We start from the raw sequence: 24,387 nt of genomic DNA, 5'->3' as shown, positions 1-24,387 counted from the left end.
GGGCGGGGATGAGGTCTCCCGAGAAGAGTCGGCCCAGCTGGTTCTGGCCGCTCGCGCTCGTCATCGTGCCCATCATCGGGCTGCTCGCGAAGCTCCGGATCACGGGAAGCGAGAACCTGCCACGCGAGGGCGCGTACATCCTGTCGCCCAATCACGTGAGCGAGATCGACCCGCTCGTCGTCGCCGTGGGCGTGTGGCGCCTCGGCCGTGCGCCGCGGTTCATGGCCAAGGAGAGCCTGTTCCGGGTGCCCGTGCTGGGCGCGGCGCTGCGCGCCACGGGCATGATCCCTGTCTCGCGCACGTCGTCGCGCGACTCGGCCACGCAGACCATGGCGCAGGCCACGGCGCTCGTCGAAGACGGCCGCGGCGTGATCGTCTACCCCGAGGGCACCCTCACGCGCGACCCTCAGCTGTGGCCGATGCGCGGCAAATCAGGCGCCGCACGCCTCGCGCTGGCCGGCGGGCTGCCGCTGATCCCGGTCGCGCACTGGGGGGTTCAGGACGTCATGGGGCGCTATGCGCGCGGCATCAGCTTCTGGCCGCCGCGCAAGCCCGTGCACATGGTGATCGGCGAGCCCATCGACCTGTCCGACCTGCAGGATCGCCCCACCGAGCCCGCTGCCATCGCCGAGGCGACCGATCGTCTGATGAAGGCCATCACCGGGCTGCTCGAGGAGATCCGGGGCGAGAACGCGCCGGATGCCCGGTGGGATCCGTCATCGCACGGTCAGACCGAGACGGGTCGCCTGTGAGCCGCGCGGCCGGTGCCCGGCGCGCGGACGGGCCCAAGGTCGTGGTCGTCGGCTCGGGCAGCTGGGGCACCACGTTCGGCAAGATCCTCGCCGACGGCGGGGCCCAGGTCACGATGTGGGCGCGCCGGCCGGAGCAGGCGCACGAGATCGACGAGGCCAAGCGCAACTCGCAGTACCTGCCGGGCGTCAATCTGCCCCGCACCATGCGCGCCACGCACGACCTGGCCAAGGCGATCGACGGCGCGACCCAGATCTACCTGTCGGTGCCGAGCCAGTCGGCCCGCGAGACCCTGCAGGCCATGCGACCGTACGTGGCGGATGACTCCATCCCTCTTGTGAGCCTGATGAAGGGCGTCGAGAAGAAGACGAACCTGCGGATGAGCCAGGTCATCGAGCAGGAGCTCGCGTGCGACCCGATGCGCATCGCCGTGGCGAGCGGCCCCAACCTGGCGCTCGAGATCGCGCGCGAGCAGCCCACGGCCGCCGTCATCGCCGCCAACGGTCAGGAGACCGCCGACGCGGTGGCGCGCCGAGCGCGCAACCGCTACTTCCGCACGTTCGTGAACACCGACGTGATCGGCACCGAGTTCGGCGGCGTGCTGAAGAACCTCATCGCGGTGGCCATCGGCATCGTCGACGGCGTCGGCTACGGCGAGAACACCAAGGCGTCGATCATCACCCGCGGGCTCGTCGAGATGACCGACTTCGCGGTCGCCTACGGCGCCCAGCCGGGCACGCTGCAGGGCCTGGCGGGCCTGGGCGACCTGATCGCGACCTGCCAGTCGCCGCTCAGCCGTAACAACACGGCCGGCCGCCTGCTGGGCCAGGGATACAAGTTCCACGAGGTCATCGCGCAGATGAACCAGACCGCCGAGGGGCTCGGCTCGGTCGGACCCATCCTGCAGCTCGCCAAGGAGGCGGGCGTGGAGATGCCGATCGTCCAGCAGGTCAAGATGGTGCTGGACGGGCGGATGAACCCGCGCGAGATCGCGCCTCATCTCACCACCGACGACGACACGCCGCAGGGCGAAGGGACGCAGAATGGCCAGCACGACCGTAGCGGTGCTTTTCGGAGGGCGCTCGAGCGAGCACTCGATCTCCTCCGCGACGGCGGGCGGGGTGCTGGGGGCGATCGACCGTGACCGCTTCCGGGTGATCCCTGTCGGCATCACCCGCGACGGCGTGTTCGTGCTGGAGCAGGACGATCCGTCCCGGTTCGCGCTCGACGCGGCCAAGCTGCCGGAGGTGACGGACAACGGCACGCGCGTCCTGTGGCCCACCTCGGGCGGCGACCGCATGCTGCGCGTGCGGCGCGAGGACGGCACGGTCGACGAGCTGGGCGAGGTCGACGTGGTGCTGCCGATCCTGCACGGCGTTCACGGCGAGGACGGCACGATGCAGGGCTTCCTCGACATCCTGGAGCTGCCGTACGCCGGCGGCGGCGTGCTCGACTCGGCGATGTGCATGGACAAGCACTTCATGAAGATCGCGCTGCAGGCTGAGGGCCTCGCCGTCGCCCCGTGGGTCACCGTGCGCGCGGCGCGCTGGGCGGCCGACCCCGAGGGCGTGCGCGCCGAGGTGGAGGCGCTGGGCTATCCCGTGTTCGTCAAGCCCGCGCGCGCGGGGTCGAGCGTCGGGGTCTCGAAGGCGCATGACGCGTCGGAGCTGGATGCCGCGATGGCGCTCGCGCTGGCGGAGGACGACAAGGTGCTCGTCGAGGTGGGCATCATCGGCCGCGAGATCGAGGTCGCGCTGCTGGAGGGCCGCGACGGCGGCCCCGCCCGCGCGTCGCTGCCCGGCGAGATCGTGCTGACCACCCGCGAGTTCTACGACTTCGAGGGCAAGTACCTCGGGGGCGACGGCGCGGAGGTGGTCTGCCCGGCCGCGCTCACCGAGGACGAGACCGCGCGCATCCGGGAGACGGGTCGCCGCGCGTTCGAGGCGGTCGACGGGCGCGGGCTCGCCCGCGTCGACGTGTTCCTCACCGCGGCGGGCGATGTCGTGATCAACGAGCTCAACACCATGCCCGGCTTCACGCCGATCTCGATGTATCCCAAGTGCTGGATCGCGTCGGGCATGACCTACGCCGAGCTGATCACCGAGCTCATCGAGCTGGGGCTGGCGCGCGCGGCCTGAGCCGTGGGCTCTCAGCCGGTCTGCGGAGCGTCCGGCACCGGGGTCGCGTCCTCCCGGTCGACGCACTGGCGTTCGGCCGGGATGGACGACACGATGCGGCTGATCGTCGGCAGCACGTCGGACGGACTGATCTCGTCGGTGTTGACATACACCTGCGTGGCAGGCGTGCGCCCGTAGGTCGTGATGCGCTGGTAGGGCAGCTCGGAGGCATCGACGATCCAGTCGACGCCCTCGAACGGCACGCACTGCAGCGTGGTCGGGCCCGGCGGAGTGACGCCGCAGCTGACGATGACCGATGTCGGGTCTCCCCAGGCGCCTGTCGCCTGGGCATCGGTCCAGCGGCGCTCGAGGTCGCCGATCGCATCGGGCAGCCGCACGGTGACCTCGGCGCAGGCCGGGTCGTTCGCGTCGGGAGCGGCCTCGAGGGACACGGTGGCCGTGCACCCCGACAGGCCGGCGGCGAGGACGAGCGCGGTCGCGGCGGCGAGACGACGGATCACCCGTCCAGCCTAGGTCGTGCGTCCTGAGGGCGCGCCCAGCCCTGGAAGCGGACGATCCGCAATGTCGGCGCCCGTTGCTACCGTGAGCGCGTGACGCAGGAGAGCTGGACAGTCGACGACCACCTCCGGGGCAAGCCCCCGGCGTCGGTCGACCTCTTCCGCGCCTTCGAGGCGATGGTGGCCGGCTGCGGGTCCTTCGAGCTCTCCGTCTCGAAGAGCACGGTCACGTTCAAGGGCGCGCGCCGCGGGTTCGCCGGGGCGCATCCGACGCGCGGCGGACTCCGTGGCTACCTCGACCTGCAGCGCGCCGTCGACGACCCGCGCATCACGGCCGTCGCACCGTACACGTCCCGACTGGCCGGCTCAGCTCGACGGGGACTTCGCCGTGTGGGTCCGGGAGGCCTACGCGGTCGGTGCCGGCGCGCACCTGCGGTGAGCGGCCGCATACGCTGAGGGGATGCACGATGCCCTCGAACCCGCGGATCCGACAGTCGGCGAGCTGAGCGAGGGTGAGATCCTGCGTCGCATCGTGGCGCGCACGGGTCGCGCGTCTGCGACCGTCGTGGGCCCCGGCGACGACGCGGCCGTCGTCGCCGCGCCGAGCGGCTCGGTGGTGGCCACGACCGACACGCTCGTGCACGGGCCCGACTTCCGGCTCGCATGGTCGAGCGGCTACGACCTCGGGTGGAAGGCCGCCACCGTCAATCTCGCCGACGTCGCGGCGATGGGAGCACGGCCCACCGCGCTGCTCGTGGCCCTCGCGATGCCGAACGACACGCGCGTGTCGTACGTGGAGCGCCTGGCCGACGGTCTGCGCGACGCCTGCGACGCGCTCGCGCCCGGATGCGCCGTGGTGGGCGGGGACCTCACGGTGTCCGCGACACTGACGGTCGCGGTCACGGCGCTCGGCGATCTCGAAGGGCGCGAGGCTGTGCTGCGCTCGGGCGCGAGGCCGGGGGACGTCGTCGCGGTGGCGGGCGAGCTGGGGGTCTCGGGGCGCGGGCTCCGCGTGCTGTTCGATCGCTTCCGTGACGCGCACGGGTCTCCCGTGCCGGTCGACGCGGCCGTGCTGGCCCCGGGCGAGCGTGAGGCCCTGGACGCGCAGCTGCGCCCGTCTCCGCCGATCGGGCTCGGGCCGGTGGCCGCCGTGGCGGGAGCGACGGCGATGATGGACGTCTCCGACGGATTGGGCCTCGACGCTCGGCGCATGGCGGATGCCTCGGACGTCACGATCGATCTCGACCCGGGTGCGCTGGGCCCGGACGCCACCGCCGCGATCGAGGGCGGCGAGGATCACGCGCTGCTCGCGGCGTTTCCGGGCGACGTGCTGCCGCCGGGCTTCCGCCCCGTCGGGCGGGTGCTCCCGCGCGGCGCAGACGCGCTGCGAGTGGGTGGGCGTCCCTACGGCGGGCCGGGCGGCTGGGACCCTTACCGTGACTGGGACTCGTCGGCGGGCTGAGGCGCGGGGCGGCCCCACCAGAGCGCGGTGTCGCCGTAGGCCCGGTCGCGGAGCGGCTCCAGCCCGGCGCCTCGCCAGTCGGGCGCAGCCGACCGCGACGAGCGCTCGACCACGACGAGCGCACCGGACGTGAGCGATCCGGCGAGGGCGGCGAGGTCGCTCGCGAGGTCGCGGTCGGGCAGGTCGTAGGGCGGATCGAGGAACACCAGGTCGAAGGCTCCCGAGGTCGAGCGCAGGTACGTGCCGACTGCGCTCGCGTGCACCCGGACCGGGGGAGCCACGGCCCCCATGGAGCGCCGCACGGCCTCGGCGTTGCGGCGCACGATCGCTGCCGCGGGTTTCGCGCGCTCGACCAGGTCGACCGAGGCGGCGCCGCGGCTGGCGGCCTCGAGCCCCAGGGCACCCGACCCCGCGTAGAGGTCGAGCACGCGGGCGCCGTGGAGGGCGCCGCCGGCCTCGAGGGCCCCGAACAGCGACTCGCGCACACGGTCGCTGGTGGGCCGTGTGCCGGACGAGGGAACGTCGAGGCGCACACCGCCCGCAGCCCCCGCGATGATCCTGGTCACCGTTCCACGCTAGTTGACGAGCGGCCCGACCCGGAGATGTCGTACCCCCGACCTAGACTCGAGGGCATGTCGTTCACCCTCGACACGCCGCTCGTGGCGGCGCTCGGCGACAAGTCGTCCAAGGCGCTGTCGCGGGCGTTCGGCATGACGACGGTGGGCGATCTGGTGGGCCACTATCCCCGTCGCTACGCGCTGCGCGGCGAGCTGACGCCCATCCGCGGACTGCCCGTCGGCGAGCTCGCCACGGTGATCGCCGAGGTCAGGCGCGTCTCGTCGCGCCCCATGCGCAACCGTCGCGGGGCGATGCTCGAGGTCGTGATCGGCGACGGGGAAGGCGAGCTCACGCTCACGTTCTTCGGCCAGGCATGGCGTGAACGCGAGCTGCGACCCGGACGCCGCGGGGTGTTCTCGGGAAAGGTCAGCGCCTATCGCGGCACGCTGCAGTTCTCGCACCCCGACTACCAGCTCTTCGAGGACGAGCGCGCGGGCGTCGCGGAGGCCGACGAGATGGTGCGCACGCCCATCCCGATCTACCCCGCCACCTCGACCGTGGCGTCGTGGGCGCTGCAGGGCTGGGTCGGCGCGGTGCTCGACCGCCTGGATGACGTGCCCGACCCCGTGCCCGACGATCTGCGGTTCCGTGACGGGCTGCTCACGGCCCGCGAGGCGATCGAATGGATCCACCGTCCCGAGACGAGGGTGCAGATCGATGCGGCGCGCGACACGCTGCGCATGCATGAGGCGCTGGTGCTGCAGACCGCGCTCGCTCAGCAGCGCCAGTTCGTGCGGATGATGTCGGCGACTCGTCGGCCGGCGCGCGACGGGGGACTGCTGGCGCGCTTCGATGCCGCGCTGCCCTTCGAGCGCACGCCCGACCAGGTGTCGGTGGGCGACCGGATCGCGCACGACCTCACGGCCGAGTGGCCGATGAACCGGCTGGTGCAGGGCGAGGTGGGCTCGGGCAAGACGCTCGTCGCGCTGCGCGCGATGCTGCAGGTGGCCGAATCGGGCGGCCAGTCGGCGCTGATCGCTCCCACCGAGGTGCTCGCAGCGCAGCACCTGCGGTCGATGACCCGCATGCTCGGCCCCCAGCTCGCCCCCGAGGTCATGCCCACGCTGCTCACGGGGCAGATGCCGGCGGCCGAACGTCGCAAAGCCGCCCTGCGCGTCGCCTCGGGACAGGCGCTGATCGTGGTCGGCACGCACGCGCTGCTGAGCCAGGGGACGACGTTCGCCGACCTCGGCCTGGTGGTCGTCGACGAGCAGCACCGCTTCGGCGTCGAGCAGCGTGAGACGCTGCGCGCCAAGGGCACGAGCCCGCACGCACTTGTGCTGACCGCGACTCCCATCCCGCGCACGGTGGCCATGACGGTCTTCGGCGACCTGGATGTGTCGACCATCCGCACCATGCCGGCCGGGCGGGCCGGCATCCAGACCTTCGTCGCGCCGGTCGCCGAGAAGCCGGGCTGGTTCGGGCGCGTGTGGGACCGCGCAGCCGAGGAGGTCGAGAAGGGGCACCAGGTCTTCGTGGTGTGCGCGGCGATCGATGCCGAGAAGGGGGCCGCCGCGCCAGGGGCGGACGACGGCACAGGCGAGAGCCCGCAGCCCGCGAGTCGCCGGTCCGCCGAGGGGGAGAGCGCCCGGCCGAGCTGGGGTGTGGTGCAGGTCGGTGAGATGCTGGGGCGCCACCCGCGGGTGGGGCGCCTGCGCATCGCGACGCTGCACGGCAAGCTGCCGTCGGACGAGAAGGACCGCATCATGCAGGACTTCGCCCGCGGCGACATCGACGTGCTGGTCGCGACCACGGTGATCGAGGTGGGCGTCGACGTGCCCAACGCGTCCACCATGGTGATCCTGGACGCCGACCGCTTCGGCGTCTCGCAGCTGCACCAGCTGCGAGGCCGCGTGGGGCGCGGCGGGGTGCCGGGGCTCTGCCTGCTGGTGACCGAATCCGAGCAGGGCACGGTCGCGCGCCAGCGCGTCGAGGCGGTCGCCGCGACGCTCGACGGCTTCGAGCTCGCCGAGATCGACCTCGAGCTGCGGGGGGAGGGCGACGTGCTCGGCGACGCGCAATCGGGAGTCCGGTCGTCGCTGCGCCTGCTGCGGGTGGTCAAGGACGCCGACCTGATCGCCCGGGCCCGCGAGGAGGCGGAGCGCATCCTGCAGGATGACCCCGCGCTCGAGCGCCACCCCGGTCTGGCCGAGGCGCTCGCCCGCCGGGTGACTCAGGAAGAGCGTGCCGCGCTGTCGAAGTCGTGACGTGACACGCCCGCCCGGGCCGGCGTCGCTCGCCCGATAGGCTGGCCGCATGAGCAGCAGGATCGCCGTCGTCCCCGGATCGTTCGACCCTCCGACTCTCGGCCATCTGGATGTGATCCGGCGCGCTGCCCGGCTGTACGACGAGCTCCACGTGCTGGTGGTGCACAACCCCGACAAGGCGGGCATGCTGCCGATCGCGCAGCGCGTGTCGCTGCTCGAGGAGTCGATCGCCGAGGACGGCATGGACGGCAACGTGGTGATCGGGTCGTGGAGCGTGGGCCTGCTGGTCGATTACGCCCAGGAGGTCGGCGCGGGAGTGCTGGTCAAGGGCATCCGCTCGCAGGTGGACGTCGCGTACGAGACCCCCATGGCGGTCGTGAACCGCCACCTCGCCGACATCGAGACGGTCTTCCTGCTGCCGGAGCCGTCGCACGCGCTGGTGTCGAGCTCGCTCGTGCGCCAGGTCGCGGGCCTGGGCGGAGATGTGTCGCCGTACGTTCCGCAGGCGGTCGCGCGCTTCCTCGCCAAAGCCGGTGCCAACGACTTCTGAGCCTTCCGGCTGCCGGCGCTTCCGGCCCTGTCCGCCCGATGCGCGAGTAGCATCGTAGGGTGAGATCTCGACTTTCCGGTCCCTTCGTGTTGCCCGCGCGCGACATCGTGCGCAAGCCGGGCGAGATGCGCGAGCACTCTCTGACCGTCCCCGCCCCGGAGCGCTGGGGTGAAAGCATCGTGTCCGTGCCGCAGGGCAAGGATCTCGAACTCGACGTGCGTCTCGAGTCGGTGCACGAGGGCATCCTGGTCTCGGGAACGCTCGACACCGAGTACGAGGGCGAGTGCGGACGCTGCCTGCGTGAGATCAGCGCTCCGCTCGAAGTCGAGTTTCAGGAGCTTTTCGAGTATCCTGGGGAGGAAACAGCTGACTTCGAGGTTCAAGACGACCACGTGGATCTTGAAACTCTGGTCAGGGACGCGACCGTTCTGGCGCTCCCGTTTCAGCCGGTCTGTCAGCCGGATTGCCCCGGCCTTGATCCGGTCACGGGTGAGCGTCTGACGGAATCGGCAAGCGCCCAGCAGTCGCCCGTCGACCCGCGGTGGGCCGCGCTCCAGAACCTCACCGACCACGGAGCGGCGCACGACGCCGCCCGCGACACAGAAGAGAGCTAACTCATGGCTGGTAACCCCCCGAAGCGGAAGGTCTCCCGCTCCAACACCCGTTCGCGCCGCGCGCAGTGGAAGGCCGAGGCCCCCGCGCTGGTCAAGACGGTCGAGAACGGCAAGGTCGTCTACAGCCGTCCGCACCAGGCCAAGGTCGTCACCGACTCGCAGGGCACCGAGCTGTTCCTCGAGTACAAGGGCCGCAAGGTCGCCGACGTCTGATTCGGCGCACCCCGTGACGGAGAACGGTCGCGGGCCTCAGCACCTAACCGAGAAGCTCGGCGTCGACATCGACGCCGAGCTTCTCGGTTTGGCGCTGACGCACCGCTCGTACGCCTATGAGAACGGCGGCATCCCGCACAACGAGCGCCTCGAGTTCCTCGGTGACTCGGTGCTGGGCCTGGCGGTGACGACGATGCTGTACACGCGGCATCCCGAGCTCGAGGAGGGCGCGCTCGCGAAGCGCCGTGCCAGCGTGGTGTCGACCGTCGCGCTGGCCGAGATCGCGCGAGGCATCGGCCTGGGCGAGCACCTGCGGCTCGGCCGGGGCGAGGAGCTGACGGGCGGTCGCGACAAGGACTCGATCCTGGCCGATGCGATGGAGGCCGTGATCGGCGCGACGTATCTGTCGGCCGGCTCCGAGGCGGCGACCGCGATGGTGCTGCGCCTCATCGAGCCGCTGCTGCGCGATCCCGAGCGCTATGGCGCAGCGATGGACCCGAAGACGGCGCTGCAGGAGATCGCCGCGCGCCAGGGCCTCGTGCCGCCCGTGTACTCGGTGGAGGCCAGCGGGCCGGATCACGATCGCCGGTTCGTCGCGACGGTCGCGGTGGGCGAGTGGAGCGCGACGGGCGAGGGGACGAGCAAGAAGACGTCGGAGATGGCGGCGGCTCTCGGACTGTGGCGCGTGCTCAGCGAGCGCGTCGCCGACTGAGAGGCGCCCGATGCCGGAGCTGCCCGAGGTCGAGGTGGTGCGAGCCGGGCTCGCACCCGCCGTGACCGGTGCGCGCGTGCTGGGCGTCGAGGCTCACGACGTCCGGGCTCTCACGCGGCATCCCGGCACGGCGGCGGATTTCGAGGCTCGGCTCGGCGGTCGCACGATCGTGGGCACGGCCCGTCGCGGCAAGTTCCTGTGGATGCCGCTGAGCGACACCGCGTCCGGGGCAGGGCCGGAGTGCATCATGGTGCACCTCGGCATGAGCGGTCAGATGCTGCTGCGGGCTCCCGGCGCGCCCGCCGAGCGGCACGAGCGGGTGCGGATCTCCATCGAGCACCCGGATCACGGCGAGCTCGCGATCGTGTTCGCCGATCAGCGCACGTTCGGGTCGCTCGCGATCGACGCGCTCATCCCGACGCTCGACCGGCAGCCGGGCGGGTACGGGGATGCCACTCCGCTCGTGCCGCAGCAGGCGGCTCACATCGCACGCGATCCGCTCGATCCCGCGTTCGACGATGCGCTGTTCCGTCGACGCGTGGCCGGGAAGGGCTCGGCGATCAAGCGCGTCCTGCTCGACCAGACCGTGGTCAGCGGCATCGGCAACATCTACGCGGATGAGGCGCTGTGGGCAGCGCGCGTGCATCCCGAGACGCCGGCGCGGGACCTGTCGTCGCGCGCGCTGAACCGGCTCCTCGCCGAGGTGCGCGCGGTGCTGGCGAAGGCGCTCGCGGAAGGGGGCACGAGCTTCGACGCCCAGTACGTCAACGTCAACGGCGAGGCCGGCTACTTCGCGCACAGCCTGAACGCGTACGGCCGCCACGGCGAGCCGTGCCCACGCTGCGGCCGGATGCTCATCCGGGTCTCGTTCGCCAATCGGAGCAGCCACTACTGCCCCTTCTGCCAACGCGCATCACGGCAACGCTGATATCCGTTCTGATTAAGCGGAAACGCTTATGTCACAGGTCATATCAGTGTTACGGTGATGCCATGGCCGTCGCCGTGATCGCTGACATCATCGCCTCCCGCGCCGCCGACGATCGCGACGCGGTGCAGCGCGGGATCGAACAGGCCGCCCGTGAGGTCGAACGCGTCATGCGCAGGGCTCGTCAGGACTGGTGGCCCACGGTCGGCGACGAGTTCCAGGCGGTCTACGACACGATCGAGGACGCCCTCGTGGCGACCCTCTTCCTGCAGCTCGCCCTGCCCGACGGGGTCGCGTGTCGGTTCGGCATCGGGGTGGGCGACATCGTGCCCGTGGAGTCGGCTCTCGCCGAGCAGATCCAGGACGGTCCCGGATGGTGGGCGGCACGCGAGGCGGTCGGCCGGGCGCACGACCTCGACAAGGGGCGGCTGCCGGGCGTGCGCTCGTGGCTCACGGTGCACGAGAGCGAGGCGGCCGCCATGCGCGAGCGGGAGGGGCTCGTCAACGCCTACCTGCTGCTGCGCGACCAGGTGGTGGCCGATATGAACCCGCGCGCACGGCGTGCCACGTTCGACAGCTGGCGAGGTCTGCAGCAGAAGGAGATCGCCGCCCGGGAGGGCATCACGCAGGCCGCCGTGTCGCAGGCCATCAACAAGCCGCTCGTGCGCGCGCTCCGCATCGGCGCGAAGGATCTGGGCGCGGTCGGTCCCGTTCGGGACTGATCCCGCCGTCTGTCGATCCCGGCTCAGCGCAGCGACGCCGCGAGCGCGAGCGCGTCGCCCGCGAGGCGCGCCGAGGTGTCGGCGTCGCGCATCCAGAGCGGCACGGCGCGCGCCACGATGCCGCATTCCCGCACCGCCGCGACCGCGGCGGCGTCCGACTCGTCGACCAGCCAGCCGTCGAGCAGCCCCCCGCCCGACCGCGCGCCGTAGTGCCGAGCGACCGCTTCGGCGGAGGTCTCCACGCCGATGGCGGCGAGGCACGCATCGGCCATGCCGCGCACCACGGCTCCGGAGATGATGCCCGAGATGCCGACCACCGGGGCGGTCGCCACCGCGAGCGCGTCACGCATGCCGGGCACCGCGAGCACCGGGCCGACCGACACCACGGGGTTCGACGGCGCGACGAGGATGACGTCGGCGGATGCGATCGCATCGAGCGCGCCGGGGCAGGGGGCGGCCCGCTCGATGCCCCGCTGCGCGAAGCCGGTGGCCGGCAGCTGCGCCCGGTGGCGCACCCACCACTCCTGGAAGTGCACGGGCTCGCCCTCAGCGAGCAGCACGTGCGTGTCGATCTCGGCGTCGGTCGCAGGATGCAGGGTCGCACCGAGGTCCCAGCGGGCTCCGAGGCGACGGTAGACCTCGGACACCGACAGGCCCTCCCGCAGCCAGGCGGTGCGGGCGATGTGCGTGCCGAGGTCCAGATCTCCCAGGGTGAACCAGTCGGGCGCCGTGCCCCAGACGTGCAGCTCGCCCGCCACGCGCTCCGATTCCCCCGCGCGGCCCCACCCGCGTTCGGCGTCGTTCACGCCGGCAAGGGCGTAGAGCAGGCTGTCGTGATCCGGTGCGATGCGCAGCCCTGAGACCCACCAGTCATCGGCCGTGTTGACGACGACGTCGATCCGGTGCTGGCCGCCTGCGCGCCGCACATGCTCGCGCAGGCCCTTGACGAAGCGCGCGCAGCCGACGCCGCCGCCGATCACGGTGTAGTTCATGACACCAGTCAATCAGCGGCGGCGCCCGGGGCTCACGACAGCCTCTTCTCCCAGGCGCCCGCGTATGAGGCGGGCACGAAGCCGACGGCCTCGTTGACGTCGAGCATGTAGCGGTTCTCCTCGGCGTTGAACGTCGAGACCCGCGGCGACTCGGGCACCAGCTCATGCCAGCGCCGGAGCCCGATGCACTTCACGATCGCGCCGAGACGGCGACCGCGGTGCTCGGGCATGACGAGTGTGCCCCACTGATCGGTCGGGCGCGTCCGGTCCTGGCCGATGGACAGCTCATTGAAGGCCGCGACCTCTCCCGACGGACCGTGGATGACGAGCGTCACGCCCATCAGGACGCCGGCGTCCGCCAACCGCGTGTCGCGCTCGAACACGCGCTCCGCATCCCACGCCGACTGCTCGGTCGAGAGCTCGCCCGCCGGCGGGTCGGAGCTCATCCGGGCGATCGCCGCGGCATATCCGGAGGCGTACTCCGGTGGCGTCGGTCCGGCCCACCACACCGGGCGATAGTCCGGGCCGGCCTTCGCGAGCGCGTCCTCGAGCAGCCGGTCCACGGCGTCGTACGAGCCCTGCAGATCGAACACGCTGTTGCGCTCCACCTGTCCGAGCACGTATCCGTTGCGCCGCATGCGCCGCGTCGCGGCATCCTGGGCCGGAATCCAGCCGGCGCCCGTCGGCGGGACGAGCCGGTCGTCGACCGGGTCGGGCCGGTGGATCGTCCAGGTCTGCAGGACGGAGCGGCCGTGCTCCCGCGCGAGAGCGTCGACTGCCGCGAAGAGCGCGTCCGCGACCGGGCCGTCCGCGTGGGCCTCGGCGAGGGAGACGTCCACCTCGGCCGACTGGCTGGTGGTCTTGTCGATCTCGATGCGCCCGCTTCCGGCGATCGCCCCATCGACGCGGGCCAGGATGGCGCGCGTGACCCGGTACGGCGTCTCGCGCCACCGAGCGAGCAGCTCCTGGGGGTCGTCGTCGTGCAGGTCGGTTCCCGACTCCCGGCGCCAGGCCTCGTTGCCGATGCGCACCACCTCCGCGAAGTCCGCGCCGCCCGGCGCGTCCAGCGACTCGGGCACCACCAGGGGCTCGATCTCGATGTCCATCACAGCTCCTTCTTCCACTCGCCCGAGTACGCCGCGGGAACGAACCCGACAGCCTCGTTCACGTCGAGCATGTACCGGTTCTCCTCAGCGTTGAAGGTCATCGCTCGGGGGCACTCGGGGGCCATGTCGTGGAAGCGGATGAGCCCCACGCATTTGACGATCGTGCCCAGGCGCCGTCCGCGGTGTTCGGGCAGCACGAGCGTGCCGTAGTTCATCGCCGGGCGGGTGCGGTCGCTCTCGAGCACCAGCTCGTTGAACGCGGCGACGGTTCCGGTGGGCGCATGCACCACGGCTGCCACGGCCATCGTCTGACCGGCCTCCGCCTTGAGACGCTCTCGGTACCGGATGCGCTCGGCGTCCCATGGGTCCTCCTCGAACTCGAGCTCACCCGCCGGCACGTCGGTCGCCATGCGCGTCACGGCGGCGGCGTACGCGTCGACCAGCTCATCGGGTGCCGAGGAGTGCCACCACACGGCGCGGTACTCGTCACCCGCCGTATCGAGCGCCGCGCGGAGCATGCGCTCGGCGCGCGGCAGCGACGTCGCGAACTCGAACGTGCTGACGCGCTCGACCTGCCCGAGCGTGTACCCGAGCCGCTGCAGGCGCCGGGTGCTCTCCGCATCGGCCGGAACGGACCCCACGCCCGTGGGCGAGACGAGTCGCCGGCCCGGAGCCTGCACGAGCACGAGGTTCCAGGCGTGCAGCAGGGAGCGGCCGTGCTCGGCGGCCAGGCGGTCGGCCTCCGCGAAGAGCGCCTCCTCGATACCGGCTCCGCGCCACCGCGGCGGCACGTGCGCCTCGACGGTGGCGGTCCTCTCCGCGTTGCGCTGGTACTCCAGCACGAGAACGCCGGCGATCTCGCCATCCTGCCGTGCGAGCGACACGAGGCGCTCGGTGTAACGCGTCGAGTGCAGCGCGACGAGCCACTCGGCGGGCTGCACGCGGAACAGATCGGTGCCCGAGTCGGCGCACAGTGCGTCGGACATCAGGCGTGTCGCCGTCAGATAGTCGGCGGCGTCAGGGGCGTCGATCGACGCCGGAAGCCGCAGCGCCTCGATGCGCAGGCCGGCGGCGGTGGTTCCCAGGGTCTGGGACATGGTGGTGCTTTCCTTCCGGATGGAGGTTCGGCCGGGCGGGATGTCGAAACGGATCCCGCCCGGCCGCGGGTGGTGTGCGGCGTCCCCGTCAGCGGATGCCGGGGAAGCCGATCAGGCCGGTCTGTGCGAGCAGGCGATCCTGCGCGGCACGCTGTTCGTCGAGCGCCCGTTCGAGCCGCAGGGCTCGGGCGTCGCGGCGGCTGATCGTCGGGTCGCTCGCGTCGATCGCGCGCTCGGGGCGGGTGCCCCACAGCAGCAGACGCAGTCCGATCCACATCGCCACCCGGTCGGGAAGCGCGGTGCGTGCAGCACGCTGCTGCAGTGCCTCCGCGGCCTGTTGCGGAGGGCCGGGCGGATGCGACAGTCGTGCCGCGTGCGTCTGCGTCTGGTGTGCCTGGGCCTCGTCGTGCGAGACGGCACGGCGGTCGTCGTGGCGTGCGGTGGTGAGGGAGTTCGACATGGATGTCTCCTGGGTGGATGCCCCGTACGGGACGTGGATGGATTCGCCCCGGATGGGGACGCGGATGGCCCTCGCGGAGAGGGGCCCGGCGGCGACGCGAGATCCCGGTGATGCGGTGCCCCGGCGACGCGGGTCCGAGCGGACCCCGCGCATCGCCGCACGATCAGGCGGGATGCCGGAGAGAACCGGCATGCGACAGAGACGTCGCCTGTGGGCTGGGCGTCAGCGCGACGCGCGGCGGACGGGCGTCAGCCGAGCAGGCCCGCCGCGATGCCGGTGAGGCGATCGCCGACGAGGCGCGCGCGAGCGGGGCCGGACGCCCCTCCGGTGAACGGAGTCATTGCGGTGAACTCGATGATCATGGCGCCCTCCTCTCGTGTCTCGCGGGCTTGCGGTCACTGACGCTATCGGCGTCGCTCAGCAGGTGTCAAGCACATTCTCAGGATCAGCCCGGGCGCGTCGCGTCGCGCGCGGCGTGTCACGGGTCGTCCGGTAGCGTGAAACCCGCGGTTTTCCAAGGATCGCGGGGTCGGCGTCGGCAGACGGAGCGAGAGGAGCGCGGATGCACCTGGAGAGCGTGACGCTCAAGGGCTTCAAGTCGTTCGCGCAGCCGACCACCTTCGCGCTCGAGCCCGGCGTGACGGCGATCGTGGGGCCCAACGGATCGGGCAAGTCGAACGTGGTCGATGCCCTCGCCTGGGTCATGGGCGAGCAGGGAGCCAAGACTCTTCGCGGCGGCAAGATGGAGGATGTCATCTTCGCCGGCACCGCGACGCGCGGACCGCTCGGGCGCGCCGAGGTGCAGCTGACGATCGACAACTCGGACGGCGCGCTGCCGATCGAGTACAGCGAGGTGACGATCAGCCGCACGCTGTTCCGCAATGGCTCGAGCGAGTACGCGATCAACGGCGAGTCGTGCCGCCTGCTCGACGTCCAGGAGCTGCTGAGCGACTCCGGGCTCGGCCGTGAGATGCACGTCATCGTCGGTCAGGGACGCCTGGATGCGGTGCTGCAGGCGACGCCGGAGGACCGGCGCGGCTTCGTCGAGGAGGCGGCGGGCATCCTGAAGCACCGGCGCCGCAAGGAGAAGACGCTGCGCAAGCTCGAGGCGATGGAGCAGAACCTCACGCGCCTGAGCGACCTCGCCGGAGAGATCCGGCGTCAGCTCAAGCCGCTCGGCAGGCAGGCCGAGATCGCGCGTGAGGCCCAGACGATCGCGGCGATCGTGCGCGACGCCAAGGCTCGTCTGCTCGCCGACGACGTCGTGCAGCTGCGCTCCGCACTGGCCGCGCACGCCCGCAGTGAGCAGGAGCGCCACACCGAGCGTCTCGTGCTGCAGGAGGAGATCGACGGCGTGCGCGCGCGCATCGCGCAGCTCGAACGAGAGCAGAACGCGGAGGCGGTCGACGAGGCGCGACGTGTCGCCTTCGCGCTCGAGCAGGTGCAGGAGCGGCTGCGGGGGCTGTACACGCTCGCGAACCAGCGGCTCGCCCTGCTCGGGGCGGATGAGGACCCGGACGCGGTGGCGATCACGGTGACGCAGGCCATGATCGACGACGCTCGCGCCGAGATCACCGAGATCTCCGACGGCCTCGGAGCCGCGCAGGACGCCGTGCAGGAGGCGGCGCGCGCGGTCGTGCGGGCGCGTGGCGAGCTCGACGCGCTCGACGCGGACATCGCCGAGCAGAGTGCGCTGGTGTCGGAGCACGACATGAAGCTCACCGCGCTGCGCGGCTCGGCGGACGCGGCGCAGTCGGCTCTCGCCGCGGTGCGCGGCGGCGTGTTGCGCCAGCAGAACGCGTTCGAGGCCGCCGATCAGCGCCGCATCGAGGCGGCGGAGGCCCTGGAGGCCATCGATCCGGAGATCGTCTCGGAGGGATCCGCCGCGGAGCACCAGGCGGCGTACGAGGCCGCGCAGCGCGAGGCGGGGGAGGCCGAGTCCGAGCTCGAGCGCATCCGCGAGGCGCATCGCGGAGCGGAACGCGAAGCCGACGCTCTGACGGCGAAGGTGGCAGCGTTGTCCAGCGCGCTCGACGTGCAGAACGGCGCCGCCGCGCTGATCTCCCGCGGAGGCGCCGGTGTACGCGGGCTCGTAGGAGACGAGGTGCATGTCGACGCCGGCTACGAGGCCGCGGTCGCTGCGGTGCTCGGCCCTCTCGCGGAGGGCGTGCTGGTCGACACCCGTGCGGACGCGTTCGCCGTCGCGGACGGCGCCGCCGAGTTCGGCGTGGTGGACATCGTGATCGCGGATGCCGCTGGCGGGGGCGCGACGCTTCCCCCGGTGGCGGGGGTGGTGGCCGCCCGCGAGGTCGTGCGGGCACCCGAAGGCGTGCTGAGCATCCTGTCGCACGTGGCCGTCGCGGAGGACCTGGACGCGGCGCGGACGGCGTTCGAGGCGGCCGAGCCAGACATCGCCGCACGGATGATCGTGGTGACGCGCGCGGGCGAGGTGTGCACGGCCCAGACCGTCAGGGCGGGTGCCGGCGAGCGGTCGCGCCTCGAGCTGCAGGCCGAGCGCGATGCCGCCGCGACACGCCTCGGCGACGTGCGCGTTCAGGTCGACGAGCTGGCCGCCGAGCGCACCGAGGCGAACGAGCGGCTGCAGACCGCACGTCGCGTCGCGAAGGAGTCGCTGCAGGCGCTGCGCGAGCACGACGCCCGGCTCGCCCAGCACGCCGAGCAGGTGAACAGGGCCACCGTGCGCCACGAGGCCGCCGTGGCCGAGTGCGAGCGCCTGGCAGCGGGGCTGACCCAAGCGCAGAGCGCCGTGGCGGATGCGGAGGCGAAAGCGAAGGCCGCGGCCGACGAGCTCAACGCGGCGCTCGAGAAGCCCCGGCCGATCCTCGACGCGTCGGCGCGCGACGCGTACCTCGCGGCGCTCGAGAGCGCGCGCGAGCAGGAGATGCGGGCGCGCCTGGAGGTCGAGACGCTCCGCGAGCGGGTGCGGGCGGCCGAGGCGCGGATCGCCGGCCTCGAACGTCAGCGCGAGCGGGAGCGGGAGGCGGCCGCCGCCGCGGCCCGGCGCGCGGTCGTGCGGCGCGCCCAACGTCAGATCGCCGCGGGCGTCGCGGCCGAGCTGCCGCACCTGCTCGACTCGGTCGACCGCTCGGTGACCGAGGCGCGCATGGCCCTCGCCGAGGCGGAGAGCGCGCGCAGCACCGTCACGGCGGAGCTGCGCGAGCTGCGTGGCAAGGAGTCGGGGCTGCGCGAGCGTCTCACGGGGCTCACCGAGAGCGTGCACGGTCTCGAGCTGCAGATCCATGAGAAGAAGCTGCATCTCACGAGCCTGCTCGACCGGGTCGCCAGCGAGCTCGGTCTGGGCGAGGAGGTGCTCGTCGCGGAATACGGCCCCGATCAGCCCGTTCCTCGCGATCCGGCCGACATCCGGCCCACCGACGATCCGACGGCGATCGCTGAGCCCGGCGAGGATCCCGACGGCGACATGCACGCGACGATCCCCTACGACCGGCGGATGCAGGAGCGGCGCCTGCGCGACGCCGAGCGCAAGCTGGCCCAGCTCGGGCGCGTCAATCCGCTCGCGCTCGAGGAGTTCGCCGCGCTGGAGCAGAGGCACAAGTTCCTGACGGAGCAGCTCGACGATCTCGTGCAGACCCGCAAGGACCTGATGACGATCATCGCCGACCTCGACGAGCGCATGCAGACAATCTTCGAGGCCGCCTTCGAGGACACCAAGGCGGCATTCACCGAGGTGTTCCCCGTTCTGTTCCCCGGCGGCACGGGATCGATCTCGCTCACGAACCCCGACGACATGCTGACGACCGGTATCGAGGTCTCGGTGCGACCGGTCGGCAAGAAGATCGAACGGCTGTCGCTGCTCTCGGGCGGCGAGCGCTCGCTGGCGGCCGTGGCGTTCCTGACGGCCATCTTCAAGGCACGCCCCAGCCCGTTCTACATCCTCGACGAGGTGGAGGCGGCTCTCGACGATGCCAACCTCGGCCGCCTGCTGGGCGTGTTCGAGCAGCTGCGCGAGTCGAGCCAGCTGATCGTCATCACGCACCAGAAGCGCACCATGGAGATCGCCGACGCGCTCTACGGCGTCTCCATGCGGCAGGACGGCGTCTCAGCGGTCGTGGGCCAGCGCATCTCCGAGCGCGCGGCCTCGTGAGCGCGGCGGACCGGTTCGACGAGCTCGCGCCGAGGCTGCGCCGCCGCCCCGACGTCGAGGCGCACGATCTGGTGGCGGCCGACGCGAGCGACCGGCTCATCCTGTCGGAGGCCGGGGACATCGCGGGAGAGGCGGTCGTGATCGGCGACCGCTACGGGGCCCTGACGCTGTCTCTGCTCGCGGCCGACCCCCGCGTTCGCATCCGCGTGCACCAGGACGCGATCACGGGCGAGCAGGCGCTGCGTGCCAATGCCGCCGAGCTCGGGATCCCCCTCGATCGCGTCGCATGGCACGACCTCGACGGGTCGCTCGCTGACGGGGCGCGCACGGTGCTGCTGCAGCTGCCGCGATCGCTCGATGCGCTGGACGAGATCGCGAGCGTCGTGGCGGCGGCCGGTGCCGATGACGTGCGGCTGATCGCCGGTGGCCGGATCAAGCACATGACGCTGGCGATGAACGACGTGCTCGGGCGGCACTTCGGCAGCGTGACGGCGAGCCGTGCGACGAGCAAGTCGCGCGCGCTGCACGCATCCGTCCCCGTCCGACGCTCAGCGACCGCGTGGCCGCGCGAGCGGCGCCATCCGGACCTCGCGATCACCGTATGCGCGCACGGCGCGGCCTTCGCCGGCAGCGCGATCGACATCGGCACGCGATTCCTCCTCGGCTTCCTGCCCGAGATGCGCGCTGCCGAGGTCGCGATCGACCTGGCGTGCGGCACCGGGGTGCTCGCGACCATGCTCGCGAAGGCGCGCCCTTCGCTGCGGGTGATCGCCACGGATCAGTCGGCGGCCGCCGTCTCGTCCGCGCGCGCGACCGCAGCGGCGAACGGCGTCTCCGACCGGATCGCGGTCGTGCGCGACGACGGGCTCGCGTCGCAGGCAGACGCGTCCGCCGACCTCATCCTGCTCAACCCGCCCTTCCACTCCGGCGCCGCGGTGACGGACGCGATCGCGCCGAAGTTGTTCGCCGATGCCGCGCGCGTGCTGCGCCCGGGCGGCGAGCTGTGCTGCGTCTACAACTCGCATCTCGGCTATCGCCCGATCCTCGAGCGCACCGTGGGCCCGACGCGCCAGATGGGCCGCAACCCCAAGTTCACCGTGACGGTGTCGGTGAGGGGCTGATCCGACCCGGCACCGGATGCACCGCCGCGGCTAGCAGAGCCGGGCAGCGGCGTCGATCCCCTTCAATACGCGCGACGGCCGGGCGAGGCTGAGCGCATGGAGCGGTCGGGGCAGAACCTGTGGTCGGGCGTGCTGTTCGGCATCGGACTGGTCGCCTTCATCGATGAGGCGGTGTTCCATCAGCTGCTGCACTGGCACCACTTCTACGACCTGGGCACGCCGGCGGCCGGGCTCGTGTCGGACGGGCTGTTCCACGCGTTCAGCTGGTTCGCCACCATCGCGGGCTTGTTCCTGCTGGCGGACCTGCGGCGCTGGGGCGCGCTGCGCTGGCCGCGGTGGGCGGGCGGGGTGCTCCTGGGTGCGGGAGCGTTCCAGCTCTACGACGGCACGGTGCAGCACAAGCTGCTCGGCATCCACCAGATCCGGTACGTCGACGACATCCTGCCGTACGACCTGACGTGGAACATCGCCGCGGTCGCGATGCTCGCGGCCGGCGCGGTGCTGACGGTCCGCACACGTCGCGCCCCCCACGCACGGGCCAGCTCGTGAGGCCGCTGCACGGCGGCGCGCACGGCGCGCCCGCGCTGGCGGGGGCGGGCCTGCTCGACGTGATCGTGATCGCCCTCGCGCTCGGCGCCGTGGGCGCGTATCTCGTCGGCGTCGTCGTGTCGCGACGCCGCGGGTGCGGCTGGTCGTCCGACCGCATCGGCTTGTGGACGATGGGGGTCGCGTTGGCCGCGATGTCCATGGCCGGGCCGTTGGCCGAGGCCTCGCACGGCCGGTTCTTCGCCCACGCGGGCGCGCACCTGCTGGGCGGCATGCTGGCACCGCTGCTGCTGACTCTCGCGGCGCCGGTGACGCTCGCGCTGCGTGCCCTGCATCCGACGCCCGCACGCCGGCTCTCGCGTGTGCTGCGCAGCGGGCCGGGCCGCGTCGTCTCGCATCCGGTCACGGCGGCCGTGCTCAGCGCGGGCGGGCTCTGGCTCATCTATGCCACGCCCGTGTTCGCGTGGATGCAGGCGAGTCCTCTGATCCATCTGGCCGTTCAGGTGCATGTCGTGCTGGCGGGCTGGCTCTTCACCGCATCGGTGCTCGGCATCGACCCTGCGCCGCACGCGCCCCGTCGGGTCGTGATCGCCGTCGTGCTGGTGGCCACCATGGCGTCGCACGCGGTGCTGGCCAAGCACCTCTACGCGAACCCGCCGGTCGGGGTCGACCCGGCCGACGCGCAGGCGGGCGCGCAGCTGATGTACTACGCCGGCGCCTGGGTGGAGGCGGCCATCGTCGTGATCTTCTGCGCGCGGTGGTACCGCGCCGCGGGCCGTCGGCAGGGTACCGCGCGGGTGAATCAGCGGACGGGAGAGGCGGCGATCGGCTCCTCGCCGCTCAGCAGGTCCGCGTAGAGGGCGCGGGTGCGGTCGGCGATCGACATCCACGAGAACTCGTGCTCGGCCCGCTGCCGACCGGCCGCGCCCAGAGCGCGGGCGCGCTCGGGATCCGACACCATGTCGGTCAGCGCCTCCGCGAGGTCGGCGACGAACCGCTCGGGATCGGTCGGGGTGCCCGTGCCGTCGTCGAGCTGCTCGAGGGGCACGATCGTTCCGGTGACGCCATGCGCGACGACCTCCGGGATGCCGCCGGTGCCCGTTCCGACCACCGGAGCGCCGCACGCCATGGCCTCCAGATTGACGATGCCGAGAGGCTCGTAGACAGACGGGCACACGAACGTGGTGGCGACGCTCAGCAGGGCGCAGAGCTCGGCGCGCGGCAGGTGCCGGTCGATCCAGACCACGCCCGATCGCTCGGCGCGCAGCTCAGCGACCAGCCCCTCCACCTCGGCCATGATCTCGGCGGTGTCGGGCGCTCCCGCGCACAGGACGAGCTGCACGTCGGGTGGCAGCAGCCGGGCCGCGCGCAGCAGGTACGGCAGGCCCTTCTGGCGAGTGATGCGGCCGACGAAGACCACGGAGGGGCGATCCGGATCCACGCCCAGCGCGCGCACGACGTCGGGATCGTCCACGCGCGTCCAGGCGTCCAGATCGATGCCGTTGTAGATCACCTTCACACGCCCCGGGTCGAGGTCGGGGTAGACCCGCAGCAGATCGCGGCGCATGCCCTGGCTCACCGCCACGACGGCGTCCGCCGCGGCGAGCGCATCCCGCTCGATCCAGCTCGACAGGCGATAGCCGCCGCCCAGCTGCTCGGCCTTCCAGGGGCGCAGCGGCTCGAGGCTGTGCGCGGTGGCGACGTGCGGGATGCCGTGCAGCATCTTGGCCACGTGTCCGGCGAAGTTCGCGTACCACGTGTGCGAGTGCACCAGGTCGGCGCCGGCGGCGTCGCGGGCCATGGCCAGATCGACGCCCATGGTCTGCAGCGCGCCGTTCGCCCGCCCGAGCTCGGCGGGCACGTCGTAGGCGTGGACACCCGGCTCCTCGCGCGGGGCGCCGAAGCAGCGCACGACCACCTGCATCGCCCGGCCGGGCTCCGGGCGGCGCAGCGCTTTCACGAGCTCGGCGACGTGCACTCCCGCGCCTCCGTAGATCTCGGGCGGGTACTCGCGAGTGAGCAGGTCGACGCGCATGCAGTCACCGTACTGCGTGCGGCGCTCCCGCAGACCCCGGCACGTGAAATCGGCGGAAGGGTCCGAGACGTCGCAAGAGAGCACGCATCGGAAACGGCCCACCGGAAGGGACCCGCCGGAAAGGACGCATCAGAAAGGGAACTACTGATGGATCTGCGCCATGTCCAGCCCCTCCCTGCGCGGGCATAGATGTCACTAGTGTCATGCCATATCCGACGATGGATGGTGGTGACCGCGATGGCGGCGACGAAGAAGGTTCTCAGCATCGTCCTCGCGGGCGGCGAAGGAAAGCGGCTGATGCCGCTGACTCTCGATCGGGCCAAGCCTGCGGTTCCCTTCGGCGGCCACTACCGGCTGATCGATTTCGCGCTGTCCAACCTCATGAACTCCGGACTGCGACAGGTGATCGTGCTGACGCAGTACAAGTCGCACAGCCTCGACCGGCACATCTCGCAGCTGTGGCGCCTGAGCGGGCTGTTCAACTCGTATGTGACGTCGGTGCCCGCCCAGCAGCGCCTGGGCAAGCGCTGGTACCTCGGCTCGGCCGACGCCATCCTGCAGAGCCTCAATCTGGTGTTCGACGAGAATCCCGACTACATCGTGGTGGTGGGCGCCGATCACGTGTACCGCATGGACTTCGAGCAGATGCTCGACGCCCATATCTCGTCCGGGGCGGAGTGCACGGTGGCAGCCATCCGCCAGCCCATCGGGCTCGCCGACCAGTTCGGCGTGATCGATGTCGACCCCGCGCGTCCCGAGTGCATCCGCGACTTCCTCGAGAAGCCGGCCGCAGCGCAAGGGCTGCCGGATTCGCCCGGTGAGGTCCTCGCCTCGATGGGCAACTACATCTTCACAGCCGACGCCCTGATCGAGGCCGTGCGGGCGGATGGCGAGCGCACCGACTCCCATCACGATATGGGCGGCGACATCGTGCCCTATTTCGTGGAGCGCGGCACGGCGGGCGTCTACGACATGAAGAAGAACGACGTGCCGGGTTCGACCTCGCGCGACCGGTACTACTGGCGAGATGTCGGCACGATCGAGTCGTACTTCGACGCGCATCAGGACCTGATCTCGGTGCTGCCCGTCTTCAACCTCTACAACGACGAATGGCCCATCTTCAGCAGGCAGGACAACATGCCGCCCGCCAAGTTCACGCGAGACGCGCGCGGCACGCTGAGCACGGTGATCGACTCGATCGTCTCGCTCGGCTCGGTGATCTCGGGGGCGCACATCGAGCGCAGCGTGCTCGGGCCCCGCACCATGGTGGAGTCGGGGGCGATGCTGAGCGATTCGATCGTGTTCGACCAGGCGCGGGTCGCCGCAGGCGCCACGGTGCGTCGCGCCATCGTCGACAAGAACGCGATCGTCGAGGCCGGGGCCACGATCGGCATCGACGCCGAGCTGGACCGGTCGCGCGGGTTCACCGTGACGGACACCGGGATCACCGTGGTCGGCAAGGGCGTGCGGGTCACGCGCGACTGACCCGCCCGCTT

Annotated in this window: 24 protein-coding genes; 17 read left to right on the top strand and 7 right to left on the bottom strand. The window is 71.8% G+C overall.

The window, feature by feature from the left end:
• Positions 1-8: 8 nt before the first annotated feature.
• The 3 genes from ABTW64_RS02395 to ABTW64_RS02385 are packed head-to-tail and all read left to right on the top strand — an operon-like array spanning position 9 to position 2,888.
• Positions 9-752 (top strand): lysophospholipid acyltransferase family protein, encoded by a 744-nt coding sequence (locus ABTW64_RS02395; protein ID WP_350618769.1) that lies wholly within the window; start codon positions 9-11, stop codon positions 750-752.
• Complete coding sequence (locus ABTW64_RS02390; RefSeq protein ID WP_350618767.1) at positions 749-1,894, top strand: NAD(P)H-dependent glycerol-3-phosphate dehydrogenase; 1,146 nt, start codon at positions 749-751, stop codon at positions 1,892-1,894. Before ABTW64_RS02395 ends, ABTW64_RS02390 begins: the two co-directional genes overlap by 4 nt.
• Positions 1,794-2,888, top strand: coding sequence for a D-alanine--D-alanine ligase family protein (locus ABTW64_RS02385; RefSeq protein ID WP_350618765.1), 1,095 nt, complete (start codon positions 1,794-1,796; stop codon positions 2,886-2,888). The genes ABTW64_RS02390 and ABTW64_RS02385 overlap by 101 nt, the downstream gene beginning before the upstream one ends.
• A gap of 11 nt (positions 2,889-2,899) precedes the next feature.
• Here ABTW64_RS02385 and ABTW64_RS02380 read toward each other — a convergent pair whose 3' ends face one another.
• Positions 2,900-3,388 (bottom strand): DUF3515 family protein, encoded by a 489-nt coding sequence (locus ABTW64_RS02380; RefSeq protein WP_350618763.1) that lies wholly within the window; start codon positions 3,386-3,388, stop codon positions 2,900-2,902.
• A 90-nt stretch (positions 3,389-3,478) separates the two neighbouring features.
• Between ABTW64_RS02380 and ABTW64_RS02375 the strand changes: the two genes are divergently transcribed.
• Both ABTW64_RS02375 and thiL read left to right on the top strand, forming a co-directional pair.
• A complete protein-coding gene (locus ABTW64_RS02375; protein WP_350618761.1) occupies positions 3,479-3,841 on the top strand; it encodes a DUF5655 domain-containing protein in 363 nt (120 codons plus the stop codon).
• A 4-nt stretch (positions 3,842-3,845) separates the two neighbouring features.
• Positions 3,846-4,847: a thiamine-phosphate kinase gene (gene thiL, locus ABTW64_RS02370; RefSeq protein ID WP_350618759.1), complete on the top strand. Its 1,002-nt coding sequence runs from the start codon at positions 3,846-3,848 to the stop codon at positions 4,845-4,847.
• Here the strand turns inward: thiL and rsmD are convergent.
• Positions 4,817-5,413 (bottom strand): 16S rRNA (guanine(966)-N(2))-methyltransferase RsmD, encoded by a 597-nt coding sequence (rsmD, locus tag ABTW64_RS02365; RefSeq protein WP_350618757.1) that lies wholly within the window; start codon positions 5,411-5,413, stop codon positions 4,817-4,819. The two genes, thiL and rsmD, sit on opposite strands and share 31 nt — an antisense overlap.
• 66 nt (positions 5,414-5,479) lie before the next feature.
• On the opposite strand from rsmD, the gene ABTW64_RS02360 reads away from it, so the two are divergent.
• The 7 genes from ABTW64_RS02360 (at position 5,480) to ABTW64_RS02330 (ending at position 11,408) form a co-directional block, all read left to right on the top strand.
• Positions 5,480-7,672, top strand: coding sequence for an ATP-dependent DNA helicase RecG (locus tag ABTW64_RS02360; protein ID WP_350618755.1), 2,193 nt, complete (start codon positions 5,480-5,482; stop codon positions 7,670-7,672).
• Between the two features lie 49 nt (positions 7,673-7,721).
• Positions 7,722-8,222, top strand: a complete 501-nt coding sequence (coaD, locus tag ABTW64_RS02355; RefSeq protein WP_350618753.1) for a pantetheine-phosphate adenylyltransferase — start codon at positions 7,722-7,724, stop codon at positions 8,220-8,222.
• A 125-nt stretch (positions 8,223-8,347) separates the two neighbouring features.
• Complete coding sequence (locus ABTW64_RS02350; protein WP_350618838.1) at positions 8,348-8,836, top strand: YceD family protein; 489 nt, start codon at positions 8,348-8,350, stop codon at positions 8,834-8,836.
• 3 nt (positions 8,837-8,839) lie between these two features.
• Positions 8,840-9,049: a 50S ribosomal protein L32 gene (rpmF, locus tag ABTW64_RS02345; protein ID WP_050721097.1), complete on the top strand. Its 210-nt coding sequence runs from the start codon at positions 8,840-8,842 to the stop codon at positions 9,047-9,049.
• 13 nt (positions 9,050-9,062) lie between these two features.
• A complete protein-coding gene (gene rnc, locus ABTW64_RS02340) occupies positions 9,063-9,761 on the top strand; it encodes a ribonuclease III (RefSeq protein ID WP_350618750.1) in 699 nt (232 codons plus the stop codon).
• Between the two features lie 10 nt (positions 9,762-9,771).
• Positions 9,772-10,689: a bifunctional DNA-formamidopyrimidine glycosylase/DNA-(apurinic or apyrimidinic site) lyase gene (gene mutM, locus ABTW64_RS02335; protein ID WP_350618748.1), complete on the top strand. Its 918-nt coding sequence runs from the start codon at positions 9,772-9,774 to the stop codon at positions 10,687-10,689.
• A gap of 62 nt (positions 10,690-10,751) precedes the next feature.
• The gene (locus ABTW64_RS02330; protein WP_350618746.1) at positions 10,752-11,408 is read left to right on the top strand and encodes a SatD family protein; all 657 of its coding nucleotides are present in this window, start codon (positions 10,752-10,754) and stop codon (positions 11,406-11,408) included.
• Between the two features lie 23 nt (positions 11,409-11,431).
• Here the strand turns inward: ABTW64_RS02330 and cofD are convergent, their stop codons facing one another.
• The 4 genes from cofD to ABTW64_RS02310 form a co-directional block, all read right to left on the bottom strand.
• Positions 11,432-12,400: a 2-phospho-L-lactate transferase gene (cofD, locus tag ABTW64_RS02325; protein WP_350618744.1), complete on the bottom strand. Its 969-nt coding sequence runs from the start codon at positions 12,398-12,400 to the stop codon at positions 11,432-11,434.
• Between the two features lie 32 nt (positions 12,401-12,432).
• Complete coding sequence (locus ABTW64_RS02320; RefSeq protein WP_350618742.1) at positions 12,433-13,506, bottom strand: GNAT family N-acetyltransferase; 1,074 nt, start codon at positions 13,504-13,506, stop codon at positions 12,433-12,435.
• Positions 13,506-14,603 carry a GNAT family N-acetyltransferase gene (locus ABTW64_RS02315; RefSeq protein ID WP_350618740.1) on the bottom strand — a complete coding sequence of 366 codons (1,098 nt, stop codon included), beginning with the start codon at positions 14,601-14,603 and terminating at the stop codon, positions 13,506-13,508. Before ABTW64_RS02315 ends, ABTW64_RS02320 begins: the two co-directional genes overlap by 1 nt.
• Before the next feature lie 88 nt (positions 14,604-14,691).
• The gene (locus ABTW64_RS02310; protein ID WP_350618738.1) at positions 14,692-15,063 is read right to left on the bottom strand and encodes a hypothetical protein; all 372 of its coding nucleotides are present in this window, start codon (positions 15,061-15,063) and stop codon (positions 14,692-14,694) included.
• Between the two features lie 562 nt (positions 15,064-15,625).
• On the opposite strand from ABTW64_RS02310, the gene smc reads away from it, so the two are divergent.
• The 4 genes from smc (at position 15,626) to ABTW64_RS02290 (ending at position 21,713) form a co-directional block, all read left to right on the top strand.
• Positions 15,626-19,189, top strand: coding sequence for a chromosome segregation protein SMC (smc, locus tag ABTW64_RS02305; RefSeq protein ID WP_350618736.1), 3,564 nt, complete (start codon positions 15,626-15,628; stop codon positions 19,187-19,189).
• Complete coding sequence (locus ABTW64_RS02300; protein WP_350618734.1) at positions 19,186-20,310, top strand: class I SAM-dependent methyltransferase; 1,125 nt, start codon at positions 19,186-19,188, stop codon at positions 20,308-20,310. Before smc ends, ABTW64_RS02300 begins: the two co-directional genes overlap by 4 nt.
• Positions 20,311-20,406: 96 nt before the next feature.
• Positions 20,407-20,859, top strand: a complete 453-nt coding sequence (locus ABTW64_RS02295) for a DUF2243 domain-containing protein (RefSeq protein ID WP_350618732.1) — start codon at positions 20,407-20,409, stop codon at positions 20,857-20,859.
• Entirely contained in the window at positions 20,856-21,713 is an 858-nt protein-coding gene (locus ABTW64_RS02290; RefSeq protein WP_350618730.1) for a cytochrome c oxidase assembly protein, read from the top strand. Before ABTW64_RS02295 ends, ABTW64_RS02290 begins: the two co-directional genes overlap by 4 nt.
• Here ABTW64_RS02290 and glgA read toward each other — a convergent pair.
• The gene (gene glgA / locus ABTW64_RS02285) at positions 21,659-22,891 is read right to left on the bottom strand and encodes a glycogen synthase (protein WP_350618728.1); all 1,233 of its coding nucleotides are present in this window, start codon (positions 22,889-22,891) and stop codon (positions 21,659-21,661) included. The two genes, ABTW64_RS02290 and glgA, sit on opposite strands and share 55 nt — an antisense overlap.
• Positions 22,892-23,128: 237 nt before the next feature.
• On the opposite strand from glgA, the gene ABTW64_RS02280 reads away from it, so the two are divergent.
• On the top strand, positions 23,129-24,376 hold the full coding sequence (locus tag ABTW64_RS02280; RefSeq protein ID WP_350618836.1) for a glucose-1-phosphate adenylyltransferase: 1,248 nt from the start codon (positions 23,129-23,131) through the stop codon (positions 24,374-24,376).
• The last annotated feature ends 11 nt before the right edge of the window (positions 24,377-24,387 follow it).

Source organism: Microbacterium sp. NPDC096154, assembly GCF_040302945.1.
Taxonomy (GTDB): Bacteria; Actinomycetota; Actinomycetes; order Actinomycetales; family Microbacteriaceae; genus Microbacterium.
Note: the sequence above shows the minus strand (reverse complement) of the source record. Positions and strands in the feature narration are given on the sequence as shown.